Source organism: Streptomyces sp. AC602_WCS936 (assembly GCF_019049125.1).
GTDB lineage: Bacteria > Actinomycetota > Actinomycetes > Streptomycetales > Streptomycetaceae > Streptomyces.
Map to the genome: position 1 here is coordinate 112,996 of NZ_JAGMUF010000003.1, position 17,248 is coordinate 130,243.

Annotated in this window: 13 protein-coding genes, 1 pseudogene and 3 riboswitches; of the genes and pseudogenes, 7 read left to right on the forward strand and 7 right to left on the reverse strand. The window is 71.7% G+C overall.

What is annotated here, in order from left to right; genetic code table 11:
* Window positions 1–26: 26 nt before the first annotated feature.
* Both KUM03_RS01475 and KUM03_RS01480 read right to left on the reverse strand, forming a co-directional pair.
* On the reverse strand, window positions 27–920 hold the full coding sequence (locus KUM03_RS01475; protein WP_217245036.1) for a 3-keto-5-aminohexanoate cleavage protein: 894 nt from the start codon (window positions 918–920) through the stop codon (window positions 27–29).
* 54 nt (window positions 921–974) lie between these two features.
* Window positions 975–1,826 (reverse strand): TetR/AcrR family transcriptional regulator, encoded by an 852-nt coding sequence (locus KUM03_RS01480; RefSeq protein ID WP_217245038.1) that lies wholly within the window; start codon window positions 1,824–1,826, stop codon window positions 975–977.
* A 188-nt stretch (window positions 1,827–2,014) separates the two neighbouring features.
* Between KUM03_RS01480 and KUM03_RS38065 the strand changes: the two genes are divergently transcribed.
* Window positions 2,015–4,543, forward strand: coding sequence for a DUF1963 domain-containing protein (locus KUM03_RS38065; protein ID WP_254398648.1), 2,529 nt, complete (start codon window positions 2,015–2,017; stop codon window positions 4,541–4,543).
* A gap of 254 nt (window positions 4,544–4,797) precedes the next feature.
* On the opposite strand, the gene KUM03_RS01490 is transcribed toward KUM03_RS38065, so the two are convergent.
* Window positions 4,798–5,616, reverse strand: a complete 819-nt coding sequence (locus tag KUM03_RS01490) for an isocitrate lyase/phosphoenolpyruvate mutase family protein (RefSeq protein WP_217245041.1) — start codon at window positions 5,614–5,616, stop codon at window positions 4,798–4,800.
* A gap of 919 nt (window positions 5,617–6,535) precedes the next feature.
* A riboswitch (cobalamin riboswitch) is annotated at window positions 6,536–6,735 on the reverse strand.
* 239 nt (window positions 6,736–6,974) lie between these two features.
* On the opposite strand from KUM03_RS01490, the gene KUM03_RS01495 reads away from it, so the two are divergent.
* From KUM03_RS01495 to KUM03_RS01505, 3 genes are all read left to right on the forward strand, one after another.
* Window positions 6,975–7,961, forward strand: a complete 987-nt coding sequence (locus tag KUM03_RS01495) for a ferric reductase-like transmembrane domain-containing protein (RefSeq protein WP_217245043.1) — start codon at window positions 6,975–6,977, stop codon at window positions 7,959–7,961.
* Between the two features lie 70 nt (window positions 7,962–8,031).
* A riboswitch (cobalamin riboswitch) is annotated at window positions 8,032–8,159 on the forward strand.
* A gap of 62 nt (window positions 8,160–8,221) precedes the next feature.
* On the forward strand, window positions 8,222–8,629 hold the full coding sequence (locus tag KUM03_RS01500) for a (2Fe-2S) ferredoxin domain-containing protein (RefSeq protein ID WP_217245045.1): 408 nt from the start codon (window positions 8,222–8,224) through the stop codon (window positions 8,627–8,629).
* 35 nt (window positions 8,630–8,664) lie between these two features.
* Complete coding sequence (locus KUM03_RS01505; protein WP_217245047.1) at window positions 8,665–9,375, forward strand: (2Fe-2S)-binding protein; 711 nt, start codon at window positions 8,665–8,667, stop codon at window positions 9,373–9,375.
* A gap of 119 nt (window positions 9,376–9,494) precedes the next feature.
* Here KUM03_RS01505 and metE read toward each other — a convergent pair whose 3' ends face one another.
* The 4 genes and pseudogenes from metE to KUM03_RS01525 form a co-directional block, all read right to left on the reverse strand.
* Complete coding sequence (gene metE / locus KUM03_RS01510; protein WP_217245049.1) at window positions 9,495–11,813, reverse strand: 5-methyltetrahydropteroyltriglutamate--homocysteine S-methyltransferase; 2,319 nt, start codon at window positions 11,811–11,813, stop codon at window positions 9,495–9,497.
* 169 nt (window positions 11,814–11,982) lie between these two features.
* A riboswitch (cobalamin riboswitch) is annotated at window positions 11,983–12,205 on the reverse strand.
* 187 nt (window positions 12,206–12,392) lie between these two features.
* Window positions 12,393–12,887 (reverse strand): annotated as a pseudogene (locus tag KUM03_RS01515) (3-hydroxyacyl-CoA dehydrogenase family protein); the annotation flags it as partial.
* A 117-nt stretch (window positions 12,888–13,004) separates the two neighbouring features.
* Window positions 13,005–13,478 carry an MFS transporter gene (locus KUM03_RS01520; RefSeq protein ID WP_254398649.1) on the reverse strand — a complete coding sequence of 158 codons (474 nt, stop codon included), beginning with the start codon at window positions 13,476–13,478 and terminating at the stop codon, window positions 13,005–13,007.
* Window positions 13,479–13,769: 291 nt separating this feature from the next.
* The gene (locus KUM03_RS01525) at window positions 13,770–14,546 is read right to left on the reverse strand and encodes an IclR family transcriptional regulator (RefSeq protein WP_217245050.1); all 777 of its coding nucleotides are present in this window, start codon (window positions 14,544–14,546) and stop codon (window positions 13,770–13,772) included.
* Between the two features lie 79 nt (window positions 14,547–14,625).
* Here KUM03_RS01525 and KUM03_RS01530 point away from each other — a divergent pair, with 79 nt between their 5' ends.
* Genes KUM03_RS01530 through KUM03_RS01540 form a run of 3 tightly spaced genes read left to right on the forward strand, consistent with a single transcriptional unit; the run spans window position 14,626 to window position 17,245 of the window.
* The gene (locus tag KUM03_RS01530; RefSeq protein WP_217245052.1) at window positions 14,626–15,786 is read left to right on the forward strand and encodes a cupin domain-containing protein; all 1,161 of its coding nucleotides are present in this window, start codon (window positions 14,626–14,628) and stop codon (window positions 15,784–15,786) included.
* A 2-nt stretch (window positions 15,787–15,788) separates the two neighbouring features.
* Complete coding sequence (locus KUM03_RS01535) at window positions 15,789–16,616, forward strand: fumarylacetoacetate hydrolase family protein (RefSeq protein ID WP_217245056.1); 828 nt, start codon at window positions 15,789–15,791, stop codon at window positions 16,614–16,616.
* Complete coding sequence (locus tag KUM03_RS01540; RefSeq protein ID WP_217245058.1) at window positions 16,613–17,245, forward strand: maleylpyruvate isomerase family mycothiol-dependent enzyme; 633 nt, start codon at window positions 16,613–16,615, stop codon at window positions 17,243–17,245. Before KUM03_RS01535 ends, KUM03_RS01540 begins: the two co-directional genes overlap by 4 nt.
* Window positions 17,246–17,248 lie beyond the last annotated feature (3 nt).

Genomic DNA, 17,248 nt, shown 5'->3' on the forward strand with positions numbered 1-17,248 from the left:
TGTTGGTCCTTCGTCGTCGCTTCGGGCTACTTGCGCGGCTTGAGGCCGAGAGTGGCGCGAGCCTCGTCCGGTGTCGCGACGCGTGCGCCGATCGACTCGGTGATGGTCACGGCCCGCTCGACGAGCTGGGCGTTGGTCGCCTTGTTGCCCTTGCCGAGGTACAGGTTGTCCTCCAGGCCCACGCGGACGTGCCCGCCGAGCAGGATGGACTGCGCGACCCACGGCATCTGCATCCGGCCGAGCGCGAAGCTCGCCCAACGCGCACCCTCGGGGAGCATGTTGACCATCGACTGGAGCACTCCGGGATCCGCCGGCGCGCCCCACGGGATGCCCATGCACAGCTGGAACACGGTCGGGTCGTCGAGCAGGCCCTCGGCGAGCAGCTGCTTGGCGAACCAGAGCTGACCCGTGTCGAAGATCTCCAGCTCGGGCCGCACACCCAGTTCCTGGATGCGCCGCGCGCCCGCACGCAGCATGTCGGGCGTCGAGACGTAGAGATTCGAGCCGTCGCCGAAGTTGAGCGAGCCGCAGTCCAGCGTGCAGATGTCGGGCAGCAGGTCCTCGACGTGCGGGAGGCGCTCCAGACCGCTGACGAGGTCGGTGCCGGGGAGGTGGGTGAGCGGGTGGTCCGGGTCGATGACCAGGTCGCCGCCCATGCCGGCGGTGAGGTTGATGACGACGTCGGTGCCGGTCTCCTTGATGCGCTCGACGACCTCCCGGTACAGCTTCGGGTCGCGGGACGGCTCGCCGGTCTGCGGATCGCGTACGTGGATGTGGACGACGGCCGCTCCGGCGGCGGCCGCCTCCACGGCGTTCCTGGCTATCTGCTCCGGGGTGACGGGGACGTGCGGACTCTTGCGGACGGTGTCACCGGCGCCCGTGAGCGCGCAGGTGATGATGACGTTCTCGGTCATGGGCATGCGGGGACCTCCCGGAAGGGCAGGGGCGGGTACGGGACTTCGGTGGCCTCTGGCCTACTGAGCCAGAATCGTGTGGTTGACGTGGGCGGTCAGTGCGGCGTGCATCGCGTCCGCGGCCGCGGCGGACGACGACCCGCTCACCGAGAGGACGTGCGTCGCCAGGCCGTCGATCAGCGCGGTCAGCGTCAGTGCCGCCGCCCGCGGATCGACCCCGGCGCGGAACACGCCCTGTCCGACACCCCGGTGTACGACGTCGGCGACGGTCTCCCGCCACTGTCGGTAGTACTCGGAGTGCAGTCGGCCGACCGTCGTGGAGCGCGCCGCCTCGGCCCACAGGTCGAGCCACACCGCCCACTGGCGGCGCTGCTGCTCGGTGCGCGGCGTCTGCAGCGCGATGAGCTGGCGCAGTTCCTGAGCCGCGTCGTCCGCCTCGGCGAGACGGGCGGCACGCCGCGCGGTGTCCTCGTCCATGCACCAGCGCACGGCCGCCTCCAGGAGTTCGGCGCGGCCCGGGAAGTGGTAGTGGATCGCGGCGCTGCTGGTGGCGCAGGCGCGGGCGATGTCGGCGACCCGCACCGCGTGGAAACCGTGCTCCGCGATCAGCCGGACCGTCTCGCGGACGATCTGCAGCGGTCGCCCGCCCTCGACGCCCGCGACCGGCGCCGAGTCCTTCTCGCGGGGGCGGGTGCCGAGCAGCCAGCCCGCGTCCACCCGGCCCTCGTCGGCGATCCGCGCCAGCTCCGCGGCCGTGAAGCGGCGGGTGCCGCTCAGCGAACGCGAGAGCTTGGACGGGTCCATGACGACCCGGCGCGCGAACTCGCGCTGGCTGACACCCGCGGCCGCGATGACCTCGCGTACGCGGGTGGCGGCGGTCGGTGTGCCTTCGAGGGCGTCGTCGGTTTCCACGAGGCACGACCCTAGGCATGCGTTGCGGAAAACTCAACACGGACGGACAGAGAAGTAGCAGATGGATGATGTGATTGAGATACCTGACTTGCGGATCAGTCAGACGAGCGGCGTCCTGCACGGACCAGCCGCGCGCCGGCCCGGTGCCCGGCGTCGGAGGCTGCCCCGGAGCTCGGTAGGCTCCCCGAATGCCGCAGGACGAGATGGAAAAGACCAGGACCGCTCAACTCGCGACGGGCACACCGGACGACCTCGCAACCGCCTTACGCACCTGCCTCGCGCCACTGAGGCTGTGCCAGGCCTTCGACGGCGCGGCCGGGTACGTCCTGCGGGGCACGGGACCGGAGGCCCTGGCCGCACTGGACGACGTACGATCCACAACGGCCGGGAAGATGGTTTCCGCCGGCGGCAACTGGTCGGACGAGCACGTCGCCGCCGTCGCGGACCTGCAGCCGGGATGGAGCTCCGAGGCCGCCGACGCCGCTCGGCTCATCGTCTACCGCGACGCACCGGCCGACGTCCTCGCCCGGTTCGGACACCTGCTGCACGCGATCGCCACCTCGGACCGGCCGGATTCCACCACCTGGCTCACCACACTGACGGACAACGTCCTCAAAGCCACCGGGCCCCGGTCCGAGGCGGCCCACCAGGCGCGCACGCGATGGACCCCCGACCTGGTGAGCGAAGTCGCCCGAGCCGGCGGAGCGCCCGGCCGCACGCCCGTGCACACGACGCTGACGACGCTGCTGCACATCGACGACGACAGGTACTCGACGCACCGGTACGCGCTCCTGGCGACGGACGCCGGCGACACGTTCCTCGCCCGGCACGCCGACGTCCTCGCCGAGATCGTCACGGCGGCGGGGCCCGGCCCCCGCCGGCTCCTGACACTCCGGTGCGCGCGGGACGCCGAACAGCACGCCGGCCTACTCGCCGCCCTGGCCGTCGACGAGGACCGTTCCGTGCGGGCCGAGGCGCTCGCCGCGCTGGCCTGGCTCGACGGGCCCCGGCAAGTGGAACTGCTGCGCCCGCACCTGCGGACGGCGGCACCGGACCGCCTCACCGGAGTCCTGCGGCGCCTGTCCGACGTCGACGGCGGTCTCGCGGCGATCGGAGACGCGCTGCGGGCACCGGAAGGGCACCCGCTCGACGCGGAGCGCGCGGAGTCGCTGCGCCGGGCGGCCGACCGGGCGTCTCTCGCGAAGGGGCCCGGTGCCGTCGTCCCCCTCCCGCCGATCGCGCCGCCGACCGACGCCGACCTCCTGGCGGAGCTGGAAACCCGCCCCGCCGCCACCCGCCTGGAGGGTGACTACTTCTGGCCCGGCGTCCAGCAGCGGCTGGCGCTGATACCCGACGTCCGCGTGTTGCGGAACGCACTGCGGCAGGCCGGGATGACCGACGCCGACCGCCGGGTCATGGCGCTCCTGACGACCCGGAGCACCAGGGCGTTCGGCCGGAACATCGGCGCGGTCCTGACGCTCGAGGACGCCGGGCGGTGGTGGCCGCTGTTCGCCGAGCGGCCGGACCTGGTGGACGAGTACCTGGAGGGCTTCGACGCCAGGAGGCACCCTGACGACGAGGCCGTCGACACGACCCACATGACGCTGACGATCCTCGAGTGCTTCCAGGAAGTCCCGAAGGCGTTGGCCCCTCGCCTGACGTCGATCGCGCTCGGTGTCTCACGGCACCGCCTGGCCGCGCGCCGGGTGCTCGGCGACGGCCCGGGCGTCCGGGCCGCCGCGCGGGCGGCGCTGGACGACGCCGAGGAGATGACGCGCAGGTCGGCGGCGGAGTGGCTGGCCGGCCTGGGCGAGCCGGGCATCACGGCGCCGGAACCCGGCTGGGAGTTCGGCGACGGGGTGCTGGCCCCGGCCACCCGGACCTTGCCCGCCGCAACGCTCTGGTGGCTCGACCGCTTCAGGGAACAGGCCCTGGACCGAGGCGTTCCGGCGCCGGACGTGGACCGGTGGCTCGGGCTCGCCCGCCCGATGCTGCGGACGGCTCCCGACGGAAGCGGGCCGGTGGTGGGCAGGCTCGGCGGGCCACTGATGCTCCCGCCGGATCTCCCCACCCCCGGCGACAGCTACGGGTCGGCGGGCGAGGAGGACGAGGAATACAGCGACCACCACCAGCTCATCCTGACGCTCGATCTCTCCGCCGTCCCGGACGGGTTGACCGACCTGCCGCTCCCGCCGGACGGCACGCTGCTCCTCTTCGTCAACGCCGACCTGGAACCCTGGCCCGCGGGCGGCGCCGTGTACGTACCGGCCGGAGTCCCGGTGGAGGAACGGGAGTCGTCCCCCGACTACGAGATCTACGAGTACGACAGCCCGGAGGAACTGGACGCCGAGTTGCGCAGGGCCGGCGAGCTGCGACTCGCGCCCGGTGTGTCCCTGCCGTCCACGCCGCCCGACGAGGAGGCGCTCGCCCGGCATCCCCACGCGGAGACCCTGCGGGACGTCTGGTCCGACCAGACCGACGGCGGCGGGGACTGGCAGCTCGGCGGCCACGCCGCCAACTTCGACGACTACGGCGACCCGGTGGCCGCGTCCGCGGACCCGGAGGTGGGTGACCAGGACTCCGACCCCGGCGACTGGGTCCTGCTCGCGCAGTGGGTGGGATTCCCCATGTCGATCGTGTACTGGACCATTCCCCGCCAGGACCTCGCGGCCCTCCGCTTCGACCGGGTCACCGTCCAGATGCACGCCAACCCCTGAACACCGGGACGCCGGCGGCCTTGTGTACCTGGCCGCCCCCGCACTCCCGGGGGCGGAACGGAGTCGCGCGATGGGATGGAGCACCTGGCACTCGATGTCTGGATCACCGACGTCCATGACCTACACGTCCGGAGCAGCCGAAGGCCACGTCACCATGATCAAGAAGGGGCCCCCGGGCTCGCCTCAAATCAGCGACAGAGCCCCAGAGCTGAGCCAGAACGGAACCTCGTGAACAGAGCCGGGCGGCCTGACGGTCAGCGGGGCCCGGGGAACAGGCCGTTGAGTTCGGGGAAGGACATGGCATCGGCGAGCGGTTGGTAGTCGCCGGTGTCGTACAGACGCTGCGCGGCGTGGCGGGTGGCGGTGTAGGCGGTCTGAGCGAGGCCCGAGCCGAGGCTGACGCGGGCGACGCCGAGCGCGCCCAGCTCGGCGACGGCGGGCGCTCCGGGGCCCGCCATGACGTTCAGCGGCACGGAGACGCCCGCGGCCAGTTCCGCGACGACGGCGGGGTCGGTGACGCCGGGAACGAAGATGCCGTCGGCGCCGGCTTCCGTGTACCTGCGCGCCCGCTCCAGGGTGTCCTTCAGCCGGGTGGCGGGGTCACCGAGGCCGAACAGGTAGGTGTCGATACGGGCATTGAGGAAGAGGGACGCGCCTGCTCGCTCCGCAGCGGACCGGGCTGCGGCGAGCCGCCCCTCGAGTTCGGCCGGAGGCCGGGTGCCGTCCTCGATGTTGACGCCCACGGCACCTGCTTCCCACACCCGTGCGACGGTCTCGGCGACGTCGGTCGCGTCCAGCCCGTATCCGCCCTCGATATCGGCGGTGACGGGTACGTCGACCGCCGCGACGATGCGGGCGATCAGGTCCACCACCTGGTCGGCAGAGAGAGCTTCCCCGTCCGGGCGGCCGAGCGACCAGGCGATCCCGGCGCTGGTGGTGGCGATCGCGGGTGCCCCCGCGGCCTCGATGACACGGGCACTGGCTACGTCCCAGGCGTTGGCCAGCGCGAGCGGGTGTGCGGCGTTGTGGAGGGAGCGGAAGAGCAAGGCTTTGTCCATCTGCGCTGTGATCATGCGCTCAGCCAACCAACACTCCCAGCCCTCTGTCCGGCAGGAATCCGACACCACGGTGCCGGCGCAGCGGTCACCGCGGTTCGGACCTTCGGGCCGATCACCCGGACTTCGACGCCGAGCGCGACCGCCTTCCGCATGCCCTCGGGCTTGCCTCCATCGCCGAGGAGGAGACCGACTGCCGTTCGTCTGCGGCGGTGGCTGCATGCACGGCCCCGGACCAGGCACCGCGCGTACCGGAGGACGATTTTCAGCGGGAGCGCGCGTCGGCTCAACTACCGCGGTGACCGGCAGGCGAACGCGGCCCGAACACCGTACCCAGGAGGGCAAAACCCGACGCGTAGTCATCCGATGTCTCGAACGGCATGCCGTCCGAGAGGTCTTCAACCTGGGCACACCGATTTCCCGGCCCTATAGGGGTGCCGACGGCCGGTGTGGCCTGGCCGGCGCTGTCGAGGTCCGGCACGTGAGGAACAGCGCCCCCAACCTCGAACAGGACTTGCACGTAACGCCCATGATGTGCGTACCGCCGCCACCCGCCATGGTGTTCGGTAGCTACTTCGAGGCGGTGGTGGAGAACCGGTGGGAGAGGGAACGTCTGCTGTCGGCGCTGGAGGGGCGCCACGATCTGGGCGACCTGCTGGCTCTCGAGTTGGTTCCGGCCGACGTGGTGGAACTGGTGACGGCCATCGTGACGGCGGACGGGGACCCGGAGGCTCTCGGCGACCTGGAGGCGCGGTTGGGCTACCGGGCCGAGCAGGAGGTCCCGAGCCTCGTGACAAGGCTGCGCGGTGATCCCGACACCTTGGCGTTCCTGCTGGCCGCTTGTGTCTTCGAGGGGCTGGACCAGGAGGCGCGGCCAACGCACGACGTACGACCGCCCATACCGCCGACCCCGTCCACGAGGTCACGTGCACAGCCCGCGGGACGCGGGCGCAGTGGCAGGTCTTCGGACTCGCGGGCACATCCGCCGGAAGGGCGGACACCTACCGGCCGTCTCTTCCCCGGCCCTGACACGGGCCCAGTGACATCGACGGCTTTCGTTCCCACTCACCGCTGCGGGACAGCCCCGGAATCGCACCGGGTTCCCTCTTGCGTCGCACCACCGGGCATCCGGGCGGACGGGAGGCGCGAACCGACTGCGTGCATCAGCGTAAGGGCACTCATACTCCTGCGACAGCGAGGATTCAACGGTTGTCTTGAATGTGGGGGGAAGCAGAAACCAGGTGTGTCCCCGTCCAGTTGCCTTGACGGCTCTGGCCGGAAAACGCCTCAGGAGAGCGTTGCCCCATCAGCCAGACTTGTTGCCTCACGACACATGCACACCGTTGCCGCGGTGGCCCGTGCCCGGGAGGCCCCTGATGACGTCAGACACGAGGCCGGACGAAGACGGGGCAGCAGCCCCGCCCGGAAGGCAACGGTCTCCCGGGGGCCGCGTCGTACTGCGCGGCGACATGCGGTCCGCCCTGCCCGACGCCACGGCGGCGGTGGTGGTCACGGCGCTCGTGTTCGCCCTCCTGTGGACGCGCATGGAGTCGGGTGCTTCGGACACCGTCGCGGTCATGCCGTTCATGGACGATGCGGGCACCTACTGGATGTACTTGCTCAGCCAGGCGTTCGGATGGTCGGGTCTGCTGTGGGCCTGGGGCACGGTCATGCTGGGTCTGTTGCTGTCGGGGCCGCGCCCTGCCCGGCGGCCGGTCTCCCGGCAGGTGCTGGAGCGCTGGCACCGCACCACGAGCCTGACGACGATGGCGCTGATGTTCGCGCACGCGCTGATGTTCGCGGCGGAACTCGTACGCTATGAGACGAAGGTGGACTGGGCCGAGCGGCTGTGGGTGGGCTTCGCCGACAGCTTCGTGCCTGGCTGGTACGACTCCGGCACCGGCCGCGTCGCCATCCCGCTCGGGCAAGGTGCCCTGTATCTGGCGATCCCGCTGGGGCTGCTGTTCTACGTCCGCCACCGCATCGGAGCGAACACCTGGCGACGGCTGCACCGTTTTGTGATCGTCGTCTACGTGCTGAGTGTGTGGCACACGCTGCTGTACGGGACCAACGTCTGGTACGGGGAGTGGCCGCGCACCGTCCTGTGGCTGCTGCAACTCCCGGTCGCGGTACTGCTGTTGCTCCGTCTGCTGAGACCTGCTCGGCGCGCCGAACGGTTGGAGCCGCCGGGAGGAGGCGCGAGCGCGGCCCGTCCGGGCTGGTGGGCGCGCGCGGCCGGACGCGTCATCGCCGGAGCCGTCGTCGTCGGGCTGGTCATCGTGGTGGTGTCCGGCCGGGACGGTGGGCGGGACCGTCCGACCCATCCGCCCGCCACGGCCCCGCACTCCCAGGAAACGGACTGACGGCGGCACGGGGGGCACGGGGGGCACGGCACCCCGGGATGGGATGATGGCCGGCGACAGGGCGACGGCGGAACGAGGAAGCCGGTGTGAATCCGGCGCGGTCCCGCCACTGTGATCGGCGAGCGACTCCCGACAGGCCACTGCCCTGCAGTGGGTGGGAAGGCCGGGACGAGCATCGACCCGAGAGCCAGGAGACTTACGCGGTCGCCTCCTCGACGGACCACCGGGGCGGATCTCCCCGGAGAGAGGGACGGCACCGCATGCCCGCAACGCCGACCGGACGAACGCCGGACGACACGAGGGCCGCAACGGCCACCGCCCCGGTGCCGTGCCGCATCGTCGTGTGCCGCGACTGCTGCTGCGGCAGCCCCAAAGTGACCGGCGTCGACCACACGGCCCAGACCGAACGCCTGCGTGCCGCAGCACCGGTACGCGTCTCCGACTGCCTCGACGTCTGCGACCAGGCCAACGTCATCGTCGTACAACCCTCCGCGGAAGACCGCGCCGCCGGTGCCCGACCGGTTTGGCTGGGGCTGGTCAACGACCCGGACGCGACCGAGGACATCGCCGCGTGGGCACGCGCGGGCGGACCCGGCGTGGCACCGTTGCCGGACATCCTCGACCTGTACGCCATCACGCCGCCGCGCCGACGGCGTACGGCCTCGTGACCGTACGGACGGAAGCCGGAGGGAGGACAAAAGCCGTGCACGGAGCCCGGGCCTCGACGGCGTCCGTTGCCACCGCCCTGCACGACGTGGCCGGCCTCGGCGGCTTCTTCGCCCTGCAGGTCGGCGGGCCGGACGACGGATGGCATCCGGTCGCCCACTCCTACGCGGATGGTTTCACTGAACTTGCCGCAGCCGTCGCACGCCGTCACCGCACTCGGGAACCACGCGTCGCCATATCCATCGCCCAGCTCGGTCACGCTGCCCGCCTCTGGTCACCGGCACTGGCCTGCGTCGTTCTGCACCGGATCGTCCCCGACCTGGAGGGATTGCAGCGCGCCGAGGACGGACCGGCCCTCCGGGTGCCCCGCCCGGACGGCTGGTACGCCGACCGGCTCGACGGCGGCCCCGTCCGCGTCCTGTACGAGCAGGTGACGGATCATCTGTCGGCACTGGCCGACGGACTGCGCGTCAAAGTCGCCCCGCGTCTGCTGGACGGCAACTCGGCGTCGGCGCTCGCCGGGGCGGCCCACGCCCTGCACGCACTCCGTCCCGCCGAACGCGGACCGCTCGCCGACCTCACGACCGCGCTGCTGAACACCGGACGCCTGGCGGGCACCGGTGTACTCACCCGCTCCGACCTCGCGTTCCGCCGTCGGAGTTGCTGCCTCTACTACCGTGCGCCGAACGGCTCGAAGTGCGGTGACTGCGGGCTGGCCGGAGGGGTGCCGCGCCGAGGCCCGCGGTGAGGTACCGCTGCCTCCGCCCGGCCGACGGGCGGACGGAGGCTGGGGCACACCTTGCTCATGGCGGTGCTGTGGGACGGGGCCGGGACGCTTGCGGCGTCCCGGCCCACCGCGTTCCTCGGTCAGGAGGCGGACAGCTCACCGCGGACAGTGCGGGCGGCGGCGACCAGGTTCTCCAGAGAGGCGCGGGTCTCGGGCCAGGCGCGGGTCTTCAAACCGCAGTCGGGGTTCACCCAGAGCCGTTCGGCGGGGATCGCCTTCAGGCCGGTGCGCAGCAGTTCTGCAGCCTCCTCAGCGCTCGGCACGCGTGGGGAGTGGATGTCGTAGACTCCCGGACCGGCCTCGCGCGGGTAGCCGTGGGCGGCGAGTTCCCGGGCCACCTGCATATGGGAGCGGGCGGCCTCCAGGCTGATCACGTCGGCGTCGAGGTCGTCGATGGCCTGCACGATGTCGCCGAACTCGGCGTAGCACATGTGGGTGTGGATCTGGGTGTCCGGCCGCACGCCGGCGGTGGTGAGCCGGAACGCCTCGGTGGCCCACGTCAGATACGTCGCACGGTCCGCGGTGCGCAGCGGCAGGGTCTCGCGCAGGGCGGGCTCGTCGACCTGGATGACCGAGGTGCCGGCCGCCTCCAGGTCGTTCACCTCGTCGCGCAGGGCGAGGGCGACCTGCCGGGCGGTGTCGCCGAGTGGCTGGTCGTCGCGGACGAAGGACCAGGCGAGCATGGTGACCGGACCAGTGAGCATGCCCTTGACCGGGCGGTCGCTCAGTGACTGGGCGTAGGACGTCCAGCGGACCGTCATCGGCTCGGAGCGGGAGATGTCGCCGGCCAGGATCGGCGGGCGGACGTAGCGGGTGCCGTAGGACTGGACCCAGCCGTGCTGCGTGGCCAGGTAGCCGGTGAGCTGTTCGGCGAAGTACTGGACCATGTCGTTGCGTTCGGGCTCGCCGTGCACGAGGACGTCGATGCCGGTCTTCTCCTGGAAGGAGACGACCTCCTGGATCTCGGTCTTGACGCGCTCCTCGTAACCGGCCGTGTCGATGCGGCCCGCCCGCAGGTCGGCCCGTGCGGTGCGCAGTTCGGTGGTCTGCGGGAACGAGCCGATGGTCGTCGTGGGCAACAGCGGCAGGCGCAGGTGGGCGCGCTGGGCCGCGGACCGTTCGGCATACGGCTGTGAGCGGCGGGCGTTGGCGTCCGTCACGGCCTCGGCCCGGGCCCGGACGGCAGGATCGCGGGTGATCGGTGACCCTGCGCGGGAGGCCAGGTCGGCGCGGTTGGCGGCGAGTTCCCCGGCGATGGTGTCGGTGCCCTGGGCGAGGCCCTTGGCGAGGGTGACGATCTCCGTGGTCTTCTGCCGGGCGAAGGCCAGCCAGCGCAGGACCTGCGGATCGATGTCCCGCTCGGCCGCCGTGTCCAGGGGCACGTGCAGCAGGGAGCAGGAGGCGGCGACGTCGACTCGGTCGGCGAGCCCGAGCAGGGTGCCGAGGGTGGACAGCGACTTCTGGAGGTCGTTGATCCAGATGTTTCGGCCGTTGACCACGCCGGCGACCAGGCGCTTGCCGGGCAGCCCGCCGACGGCGGCGAGGGCGTCCAGGTTGGCGGCGGCGGCATCGGTGAAGTCCAGCGCGAGACCCTCGACCGGGGCCTTGGCCAGCACCGGCAGTGCGTCGCCCAGCCGGTCGAAGTAGGAGGCGACGAGCAGCTTCGGCCGGTCGGTGAGGGAACCCAGTTCGCGGTAGGCGCGCTCGGAGGCGTTCAGGTCGGCCGGGGTGCGGTCCTGGACGAGGGCGGGCTCGTCGACCTGCACCCACTCGGCACCGGCCGCCCGCAGGTCGGCGAGGACCTCGGCGTACACGGGCAGCAGACGGTCCAGCAGGGTCAGCGGCTCGAAGTCGGCCGGCACGCCGGGGGCCGGCTTCGCGAGCAGGAGGTAGGTGACGGGGCCGACCAGCACGGGCCGTGCGGTCAGGCCCTGGGCGAGGGCTTCCCTCAGTTCGGCGACCTGCTTGGTGGAGTCCGCCGTGAAGACGGTGCCGGGGCCCAGCTCGGGGACCAGGTAGTGGTAGTTGGTGTCGAACCACTTGGTCATCTCGAGCGGAGCGACCTCCTGGGTGCCGCGGGCCATGGCGAAATAGCCGGCGAGGGGGTCGGATGCGACGGTGGCACGGTGCCGGTCGGGGACGGCGCCGACCATGACGGTGGTGTCGAGGACGTGGTCGTAGTACGAGAAGTCGCCGGTGGGCACCTCCTGGACGCCGGCGTCGGCGAGCTGCCGCCAGTTGCTGCGGCGCAGCTCCGCGGCGGTGGTCCGGAGGGCGTCGGCGGTGACGCGGCCCTTCCAGTAGCCCTCGACGGCCTTCTTCAGTTCCCGGTTCTGACCCTGGCGGGGATAGCCGTACACGGTGGCCCGTGCTGCCGCGGCTGCGGACTTCGCTGTCACGGAGATCTCCTTCGCGAGATGAATCCCTGAGATCCCGGAGACGGGACGAGAGCGCGAAGGGAATGACGAACCTGACGGCAAGGAACCCGCGCGGCAAGGGCACGGTCGTTCCGTCTGGTGTGTACGCCGACCCGCCCTCGAGGTCACCGAGATGTCCGCGTACGGATCGGTCCGCACGCGGGCAGTTGGCAGGTCTTCGGACTTACGGGCACGCCCTCCGTGACGGAGGACCCCTACTGGCCGTCGCTTCCCAGATCCGGTACGTCGGACCCAGTGCGTATGACGGCGGTCGTTCCCGCTCACCGCTGCGGGGCAGTCCCGGATTCCCACCGGGTTCCCTCTTGCGACACCCCGCCTGGCGAACGGGGCGAACCAGCTGCTGCGGTCACCTTACGGGGTGTCGCCGCGAATGGAAGAGCACCGTCCATCATCCGGAAGGCGGGTCGGGCCTCTTGGCAGGTGGCAGCGGTGAGGGGCGGTGAGCGCCGCACTCGCCTCACCGCCCCTTCCCGTCGTGCCGCAGGGGACCCTCACCCCAAGGGGCGCTGCGGGCCCCTCGACTCGCGTCGTACCAGGCCCTCAGCCCTGGTCGTAGGAGTGGAACCCCCGGCCGGTCTTCCGGCCGAGCAGTCCCGCCTCCACCATCCGCTGGAGCAGCGGAGGCGGGGCGTAGAGGGGCTCGCGGAACTCGTCGTAGAGGGAATGCGCGATGGACGCCACGGTGTCCAGGCCGATGAGGTCGGCCAGCCTCAGTGGTCCCATCGGGTGGGCGCAGCCCGGCTCCATGCCCGCGTCGATGTCGGCGGCCGTGGCGAACCCGGACTCCGCCATCCTCACGGCCGAGAGCAGGTAGGGGATGAGCGGCGCGTTGACGACGAAGCCGGCCCGGTCCTTGGAGCGGACGACCGTCTTGCCGAGCGTCCGGGTCGCGAAGTCCTCCACCAGGGCGGTCGTCCCGGCCGACGTGTGCAGTGAGGTGGCTGCCTCGACCAGCGGCAGGACGGGAACGGGGTTGAAGAAGTGCAGGCCGACGACCCGGTCCGCCCGCGCGGTCGCCTTGCCGAGCCGCATGAGGCCGGCCGCGAAGGTGACCTGACCTGCTACGTCGAACTTGCGGCCCTCGGGTGCTTTGGACTCCGTCGCCAGCGCCATGGTGAGCACCATGCTGATCAAGGCGAGTCCGACGAGTACTCAGAAGGAGCCGCGCCACGACCCGATCCTGGCGAACATGCCGCCGAGCAGGGGGGGACACGGCGGCGCCGGCGGACAAGACCCGCTCCAGACCGCGATGGCGTGCGCCCGCTGCCGTACGTCGCGGGTGACCGCGGTGAGTGCGGTGAGCGAGCCGGGGAACATGGCCCCGGCGCCCAGTCCATTCAGGGCGGCGCCGAGCCAGAACACCTGGACGGTCGGGGGGAGCGCGGCGACGGTGCTGCCGGCGGCGACCAGAGCGGTGCCCGCAAGGACGAGCCTGCGCCGCCCGAACAGGTCGCCGAGGACGCCGAAGGTGAACTCGAAGCACACCGCCGCGATCATGAACGCGGCGGTGACCCAGGTGAGTTGTGAGCCGTGGGTGTTCAGATCCTGTTGGGACAGTCCGTTCAGCGAGGCCGGCAGCGCGTTCGCGACTTGGGCCACGAAGACCGCGCCGCAGACGGCAGCCAATGTTCCCGCGTAGCCCGGCTTCCGGGCGGCCCCCGCGGTTGGGCCCGGGGACGTCGTCGTCCCCTTGTTGAGCGTCATTGGTGTTTCTGCCTGACTGGGGACTTCGGGTCTCCCGGAAGCGGGAACCCCGAAGCGTGGAAGCGCTCGGCTCCGCGCACGCGGTGGGGGGAGAGAAGGCACGTCGCGCGTCCGGCGTGGTGCCGTGGAGAATGACACTCGGCTTACGTCGCGTCAAGGAAATGTTCAGGAGATAGAGATACTGTTCTCCGAGTAAGATCGATGGGTCGGGCTCTACGGCTGGTCGGCCAGGTCCTCTTCAAGGGCGTGCGCCGCGGCCTCCAGCGTGGCGACCAGGGAGGGCAGGCGCCGCGGGTCGTAGCGCACGCTGGGCATCGAGACGGAGAGGCCGGCCAGCGCGGTGCCGTCGCGGCCGCGCACCGGGACGCCGACGGCGACGAGACCGCGCTCGGACCGCTCCTTGTTGACGGCGAAACCGTTGCGGCGCAAGCGCCTGAACTCCGTCCGCAGCCGCGCGAGGTCGGGGCGGTCGGCCGGGCGGTCGCGGTAGCGCTCGGGGGCGTAAACCTTCTCCAGCTCCTCGTCGGCCAGGTGGGCGAGCAGGAGGAGTCCCGCCGTGGTGCGGTGGGCGGGGAAGACCATCCCCTCCCGGGACCCGACCCGAAGGGCCTGTCGGCACTCGACGCTGGCGATGAACCGCACCGTCTCCCCGGTGCGCACGATCAGGTTCGCGGTCTCGTCGAGGAGATCGACGACCCGGCGCAGGTGAGGAAGGGCCACAGCGCGCAGCCGTGACACGAGCGACTGGGAGTGGGCGGCCAGCTCCAGCACCGGGCCCGCCCGGTAGACGCGGTCCTCACCCCGCACGGCGAAGTCCCGGTAGACGAGCATCGCGAGGACGCGGTGGGCCGTCGACCGGGCGACACCCAGGCGCTCCGCGAGCTGCGCCACGGTCGCGCCGCCCTCCATCTGCAAGATGGCCGCCGCTCGCAGCGCGTGGTCCACGCTGGCGATGGGATAGGGCGGCGGCGTCTTCAGCGGCTTGTCCATGGCGACCCTCCCGACGCTCCCGAATTCTGCTGTGCAGAATCTACATGTTCCAACAGCAGACGCCATGCACGCTGGCTCCGTGACTGAGTCCTCCCTCACCCAAGACATCGCCACGGGCTCCCCGGTGCGGCTCCAGGCCGTCACCGCCGAGGGGCAGCCCGAGGTCACCCCGGCGCTCGAGGAGCTGTACCGGGGCTTCGAGCAGGAACTGCTCGTGCCGCTGTGGACCGAGATCGGTGATCTGATGCCGGCCCACCCGCGCTCGCGCGCCGTGCCGCACCTGTGGCGCTGGGAGCGCCTGCGCGAGCTGGCCGCACAGGCCGGCGACATCGTGCCGGTCGGGCGGGGTGGGGAGCGCCGCGCGATCGCGCTGGCCAACCCGTCCCTCGGCGGCAGGCCCTTCGCCACCCCGACGCTGTGGGCGGCCATCCAGTACCTGATGCCCGGCGAGGACGCGCCCGAGCACCGCCACACCCAGCACGCCTTTCGCTTCGTCGTCGAGGGCTCGGGCGTGTGGACGGTCGTCGGCGGCGACCCGGTGCCGATGAACCGCGGCGACTTCCTGCCCCAGGCCGGCTGGAACTGGCACGCCCACCACAACGCCACCGGCGAGCCGATGGCCTGGATCGACGGTCTGGACATCCCGTTCCAGTACGTCACCGAGGCGCAGTTCTTCGAGTTCGGCCGCGACGAGATCACCGATGCCGAGCGGATCACCCCCGAGCGCTCCCGCTCCGAGCGGCTGTGGGGCCACCCCGGCCTGCGCCCGCTGTCGGCCACCCCGGCCACGCCCGGCAGCCCGCTGCTGTCGTACAAGTGGGAGTACACGAACGCCGCGCTGCGCGACCAGCTGCTGCTGGAGAAGGAGGGCTTCGGCGGCACCGTCGAGCCCGGTCACGCCGCGGTGCGCTACAGCAACCCGCACGACGGCTCCGACGTCCTGCCGACGATCCGCGCCGAGTTTCACCGCGTCGTCCGCGGCGCCCGGACCGCGCCGGTGCGCGAGACCGGCTCCTCCGTCTACCAGGTCTTCGACGGCTCCGGCGTGGTCACCGTCGGCGACACGTCCTGGACGGTCACGCGCGGCGATCTGTTCGTCGTCCCGTCCTGGGAGCCGTTCTCCGTGAAGTCCGAGGCCGGTGACTCCGACTCCGACTCCGGCGCCCTCGACCTGTTCCGTTTCTCCGACGCGCCCGTCTTCGAGGCGCTGAAGCTCGACCGCACTCAGAAGGACGGCTGACCATGAAGCTCGCCACCCTCCGCACCGCCGACGGCACCCGGGCGGTCCGCCTCGACGGCGACCTCCTCGTCGACCTCGGCTACGCCGATCTGGGCGAGCTGTTCGCCGAGGACGACTGGCTGGGCAAGGCCGCCACCGCGTCCGGCACCGCCTACCCCGTCGAGGGCGCCGACTTCGCGCCGGTCGTCCCGAACCCCTCCAAGGTCGTCTGCGTCGGCCACAACTACACCAACCACATCAAGGAGATGGGCCGGGAACTGCCCAGCCACCCGACCCTGTTCCCGAAGTTCGCCGAAACCCTGATCGGCGCGAACGACGACATCGCCAAGCCGGCCGAGACCGGCACCCTGGACTGGGAGGTCGAACTGGCCGTCGTCATCGGCAAGCAGGTCCGGCGCGCCGACGAGCAGCAGGCCGCCGACGCCATCGCCGGCTTCACCGTCATGAACGACATCTCGCTGCGCGACTGGCAGTTCCGCACCATCGAGTGGACCCAGGGCAAGATCTGGGAGGCCACCACCCCGCTCGGACCGTACGTCGTCACCCCCGACGAGGTCGGCGGCGTACGCCCCGCGCTCGAGGTGCGGACGGTCGTCGACGGCGAGGTCATGCAGCAGGACGACACCGGCACGCTGCTGTTCGACCCGGTCTTCCTCGTGCGGTACATCTCCACCGTCATCACCCTGAAGCCCGGTGACGTCATCGCCACCGGCACTCCAGCCGGCGTCGGCAACGCCCGCGACCCGAAGGTCTTCCTGCTGCCCGGCCAGACCGTCGTCACGGAGATCGCCGGCCTCGGCGCCTGCACCAACAAGGTGGTCGAGGGATGACCGGCGCCCCACGCACCCACGACGACGCGCGCGCCTGGGCCCGTACCGGCACCGAGCTCCTGCTCGACGCCGTCGCGGGCCTGGACGAGGACGCCTTCTCGGCGCCCAGCGTGCTGCCGGACTGGACGCGCAAGCACCTGGTGGCGCACGCCGCCGCCAACGCCGACGCGCTCGGCAACCTGGTGCACTGGGCGGCCACCGGCGAGGAGACCCCCATGTACGCCTCCGCCGAGGAGCGCGCCGTCGGCATCGCCAAGGGGCCCACACTGTGGGCGGACGAACTGCGCTCCTGGCTGACGGACAGCGCGCAGAAGCTCGCGGCGGGACTGGACCGGCTCACCGAGGCACAGTGGGGCCACCAGGTCGTCACCGCCCAGGGCCGAACCGTGCCCGCCACCGAACTGCCGTGGATGCGCGCCCGCGAGGTCTGCGTCCACGCCGTCGACCTCGGCACCGGCGTCGCCTTCGCCGACCTGCCGAAGGGCTTCCTGACCGCGCTCGTCGCCGAGATCAAGGCGAAGCGCGGCCTCGCCGAGCTGCCCGACGGCCCGCTGCCGGAGGTCGCCGCCTGGCTGGCGGGCCGCCCCCACTCGCTCATCGACGCCCCCGAGCTCGGCCCCTGGCTGTAGAGG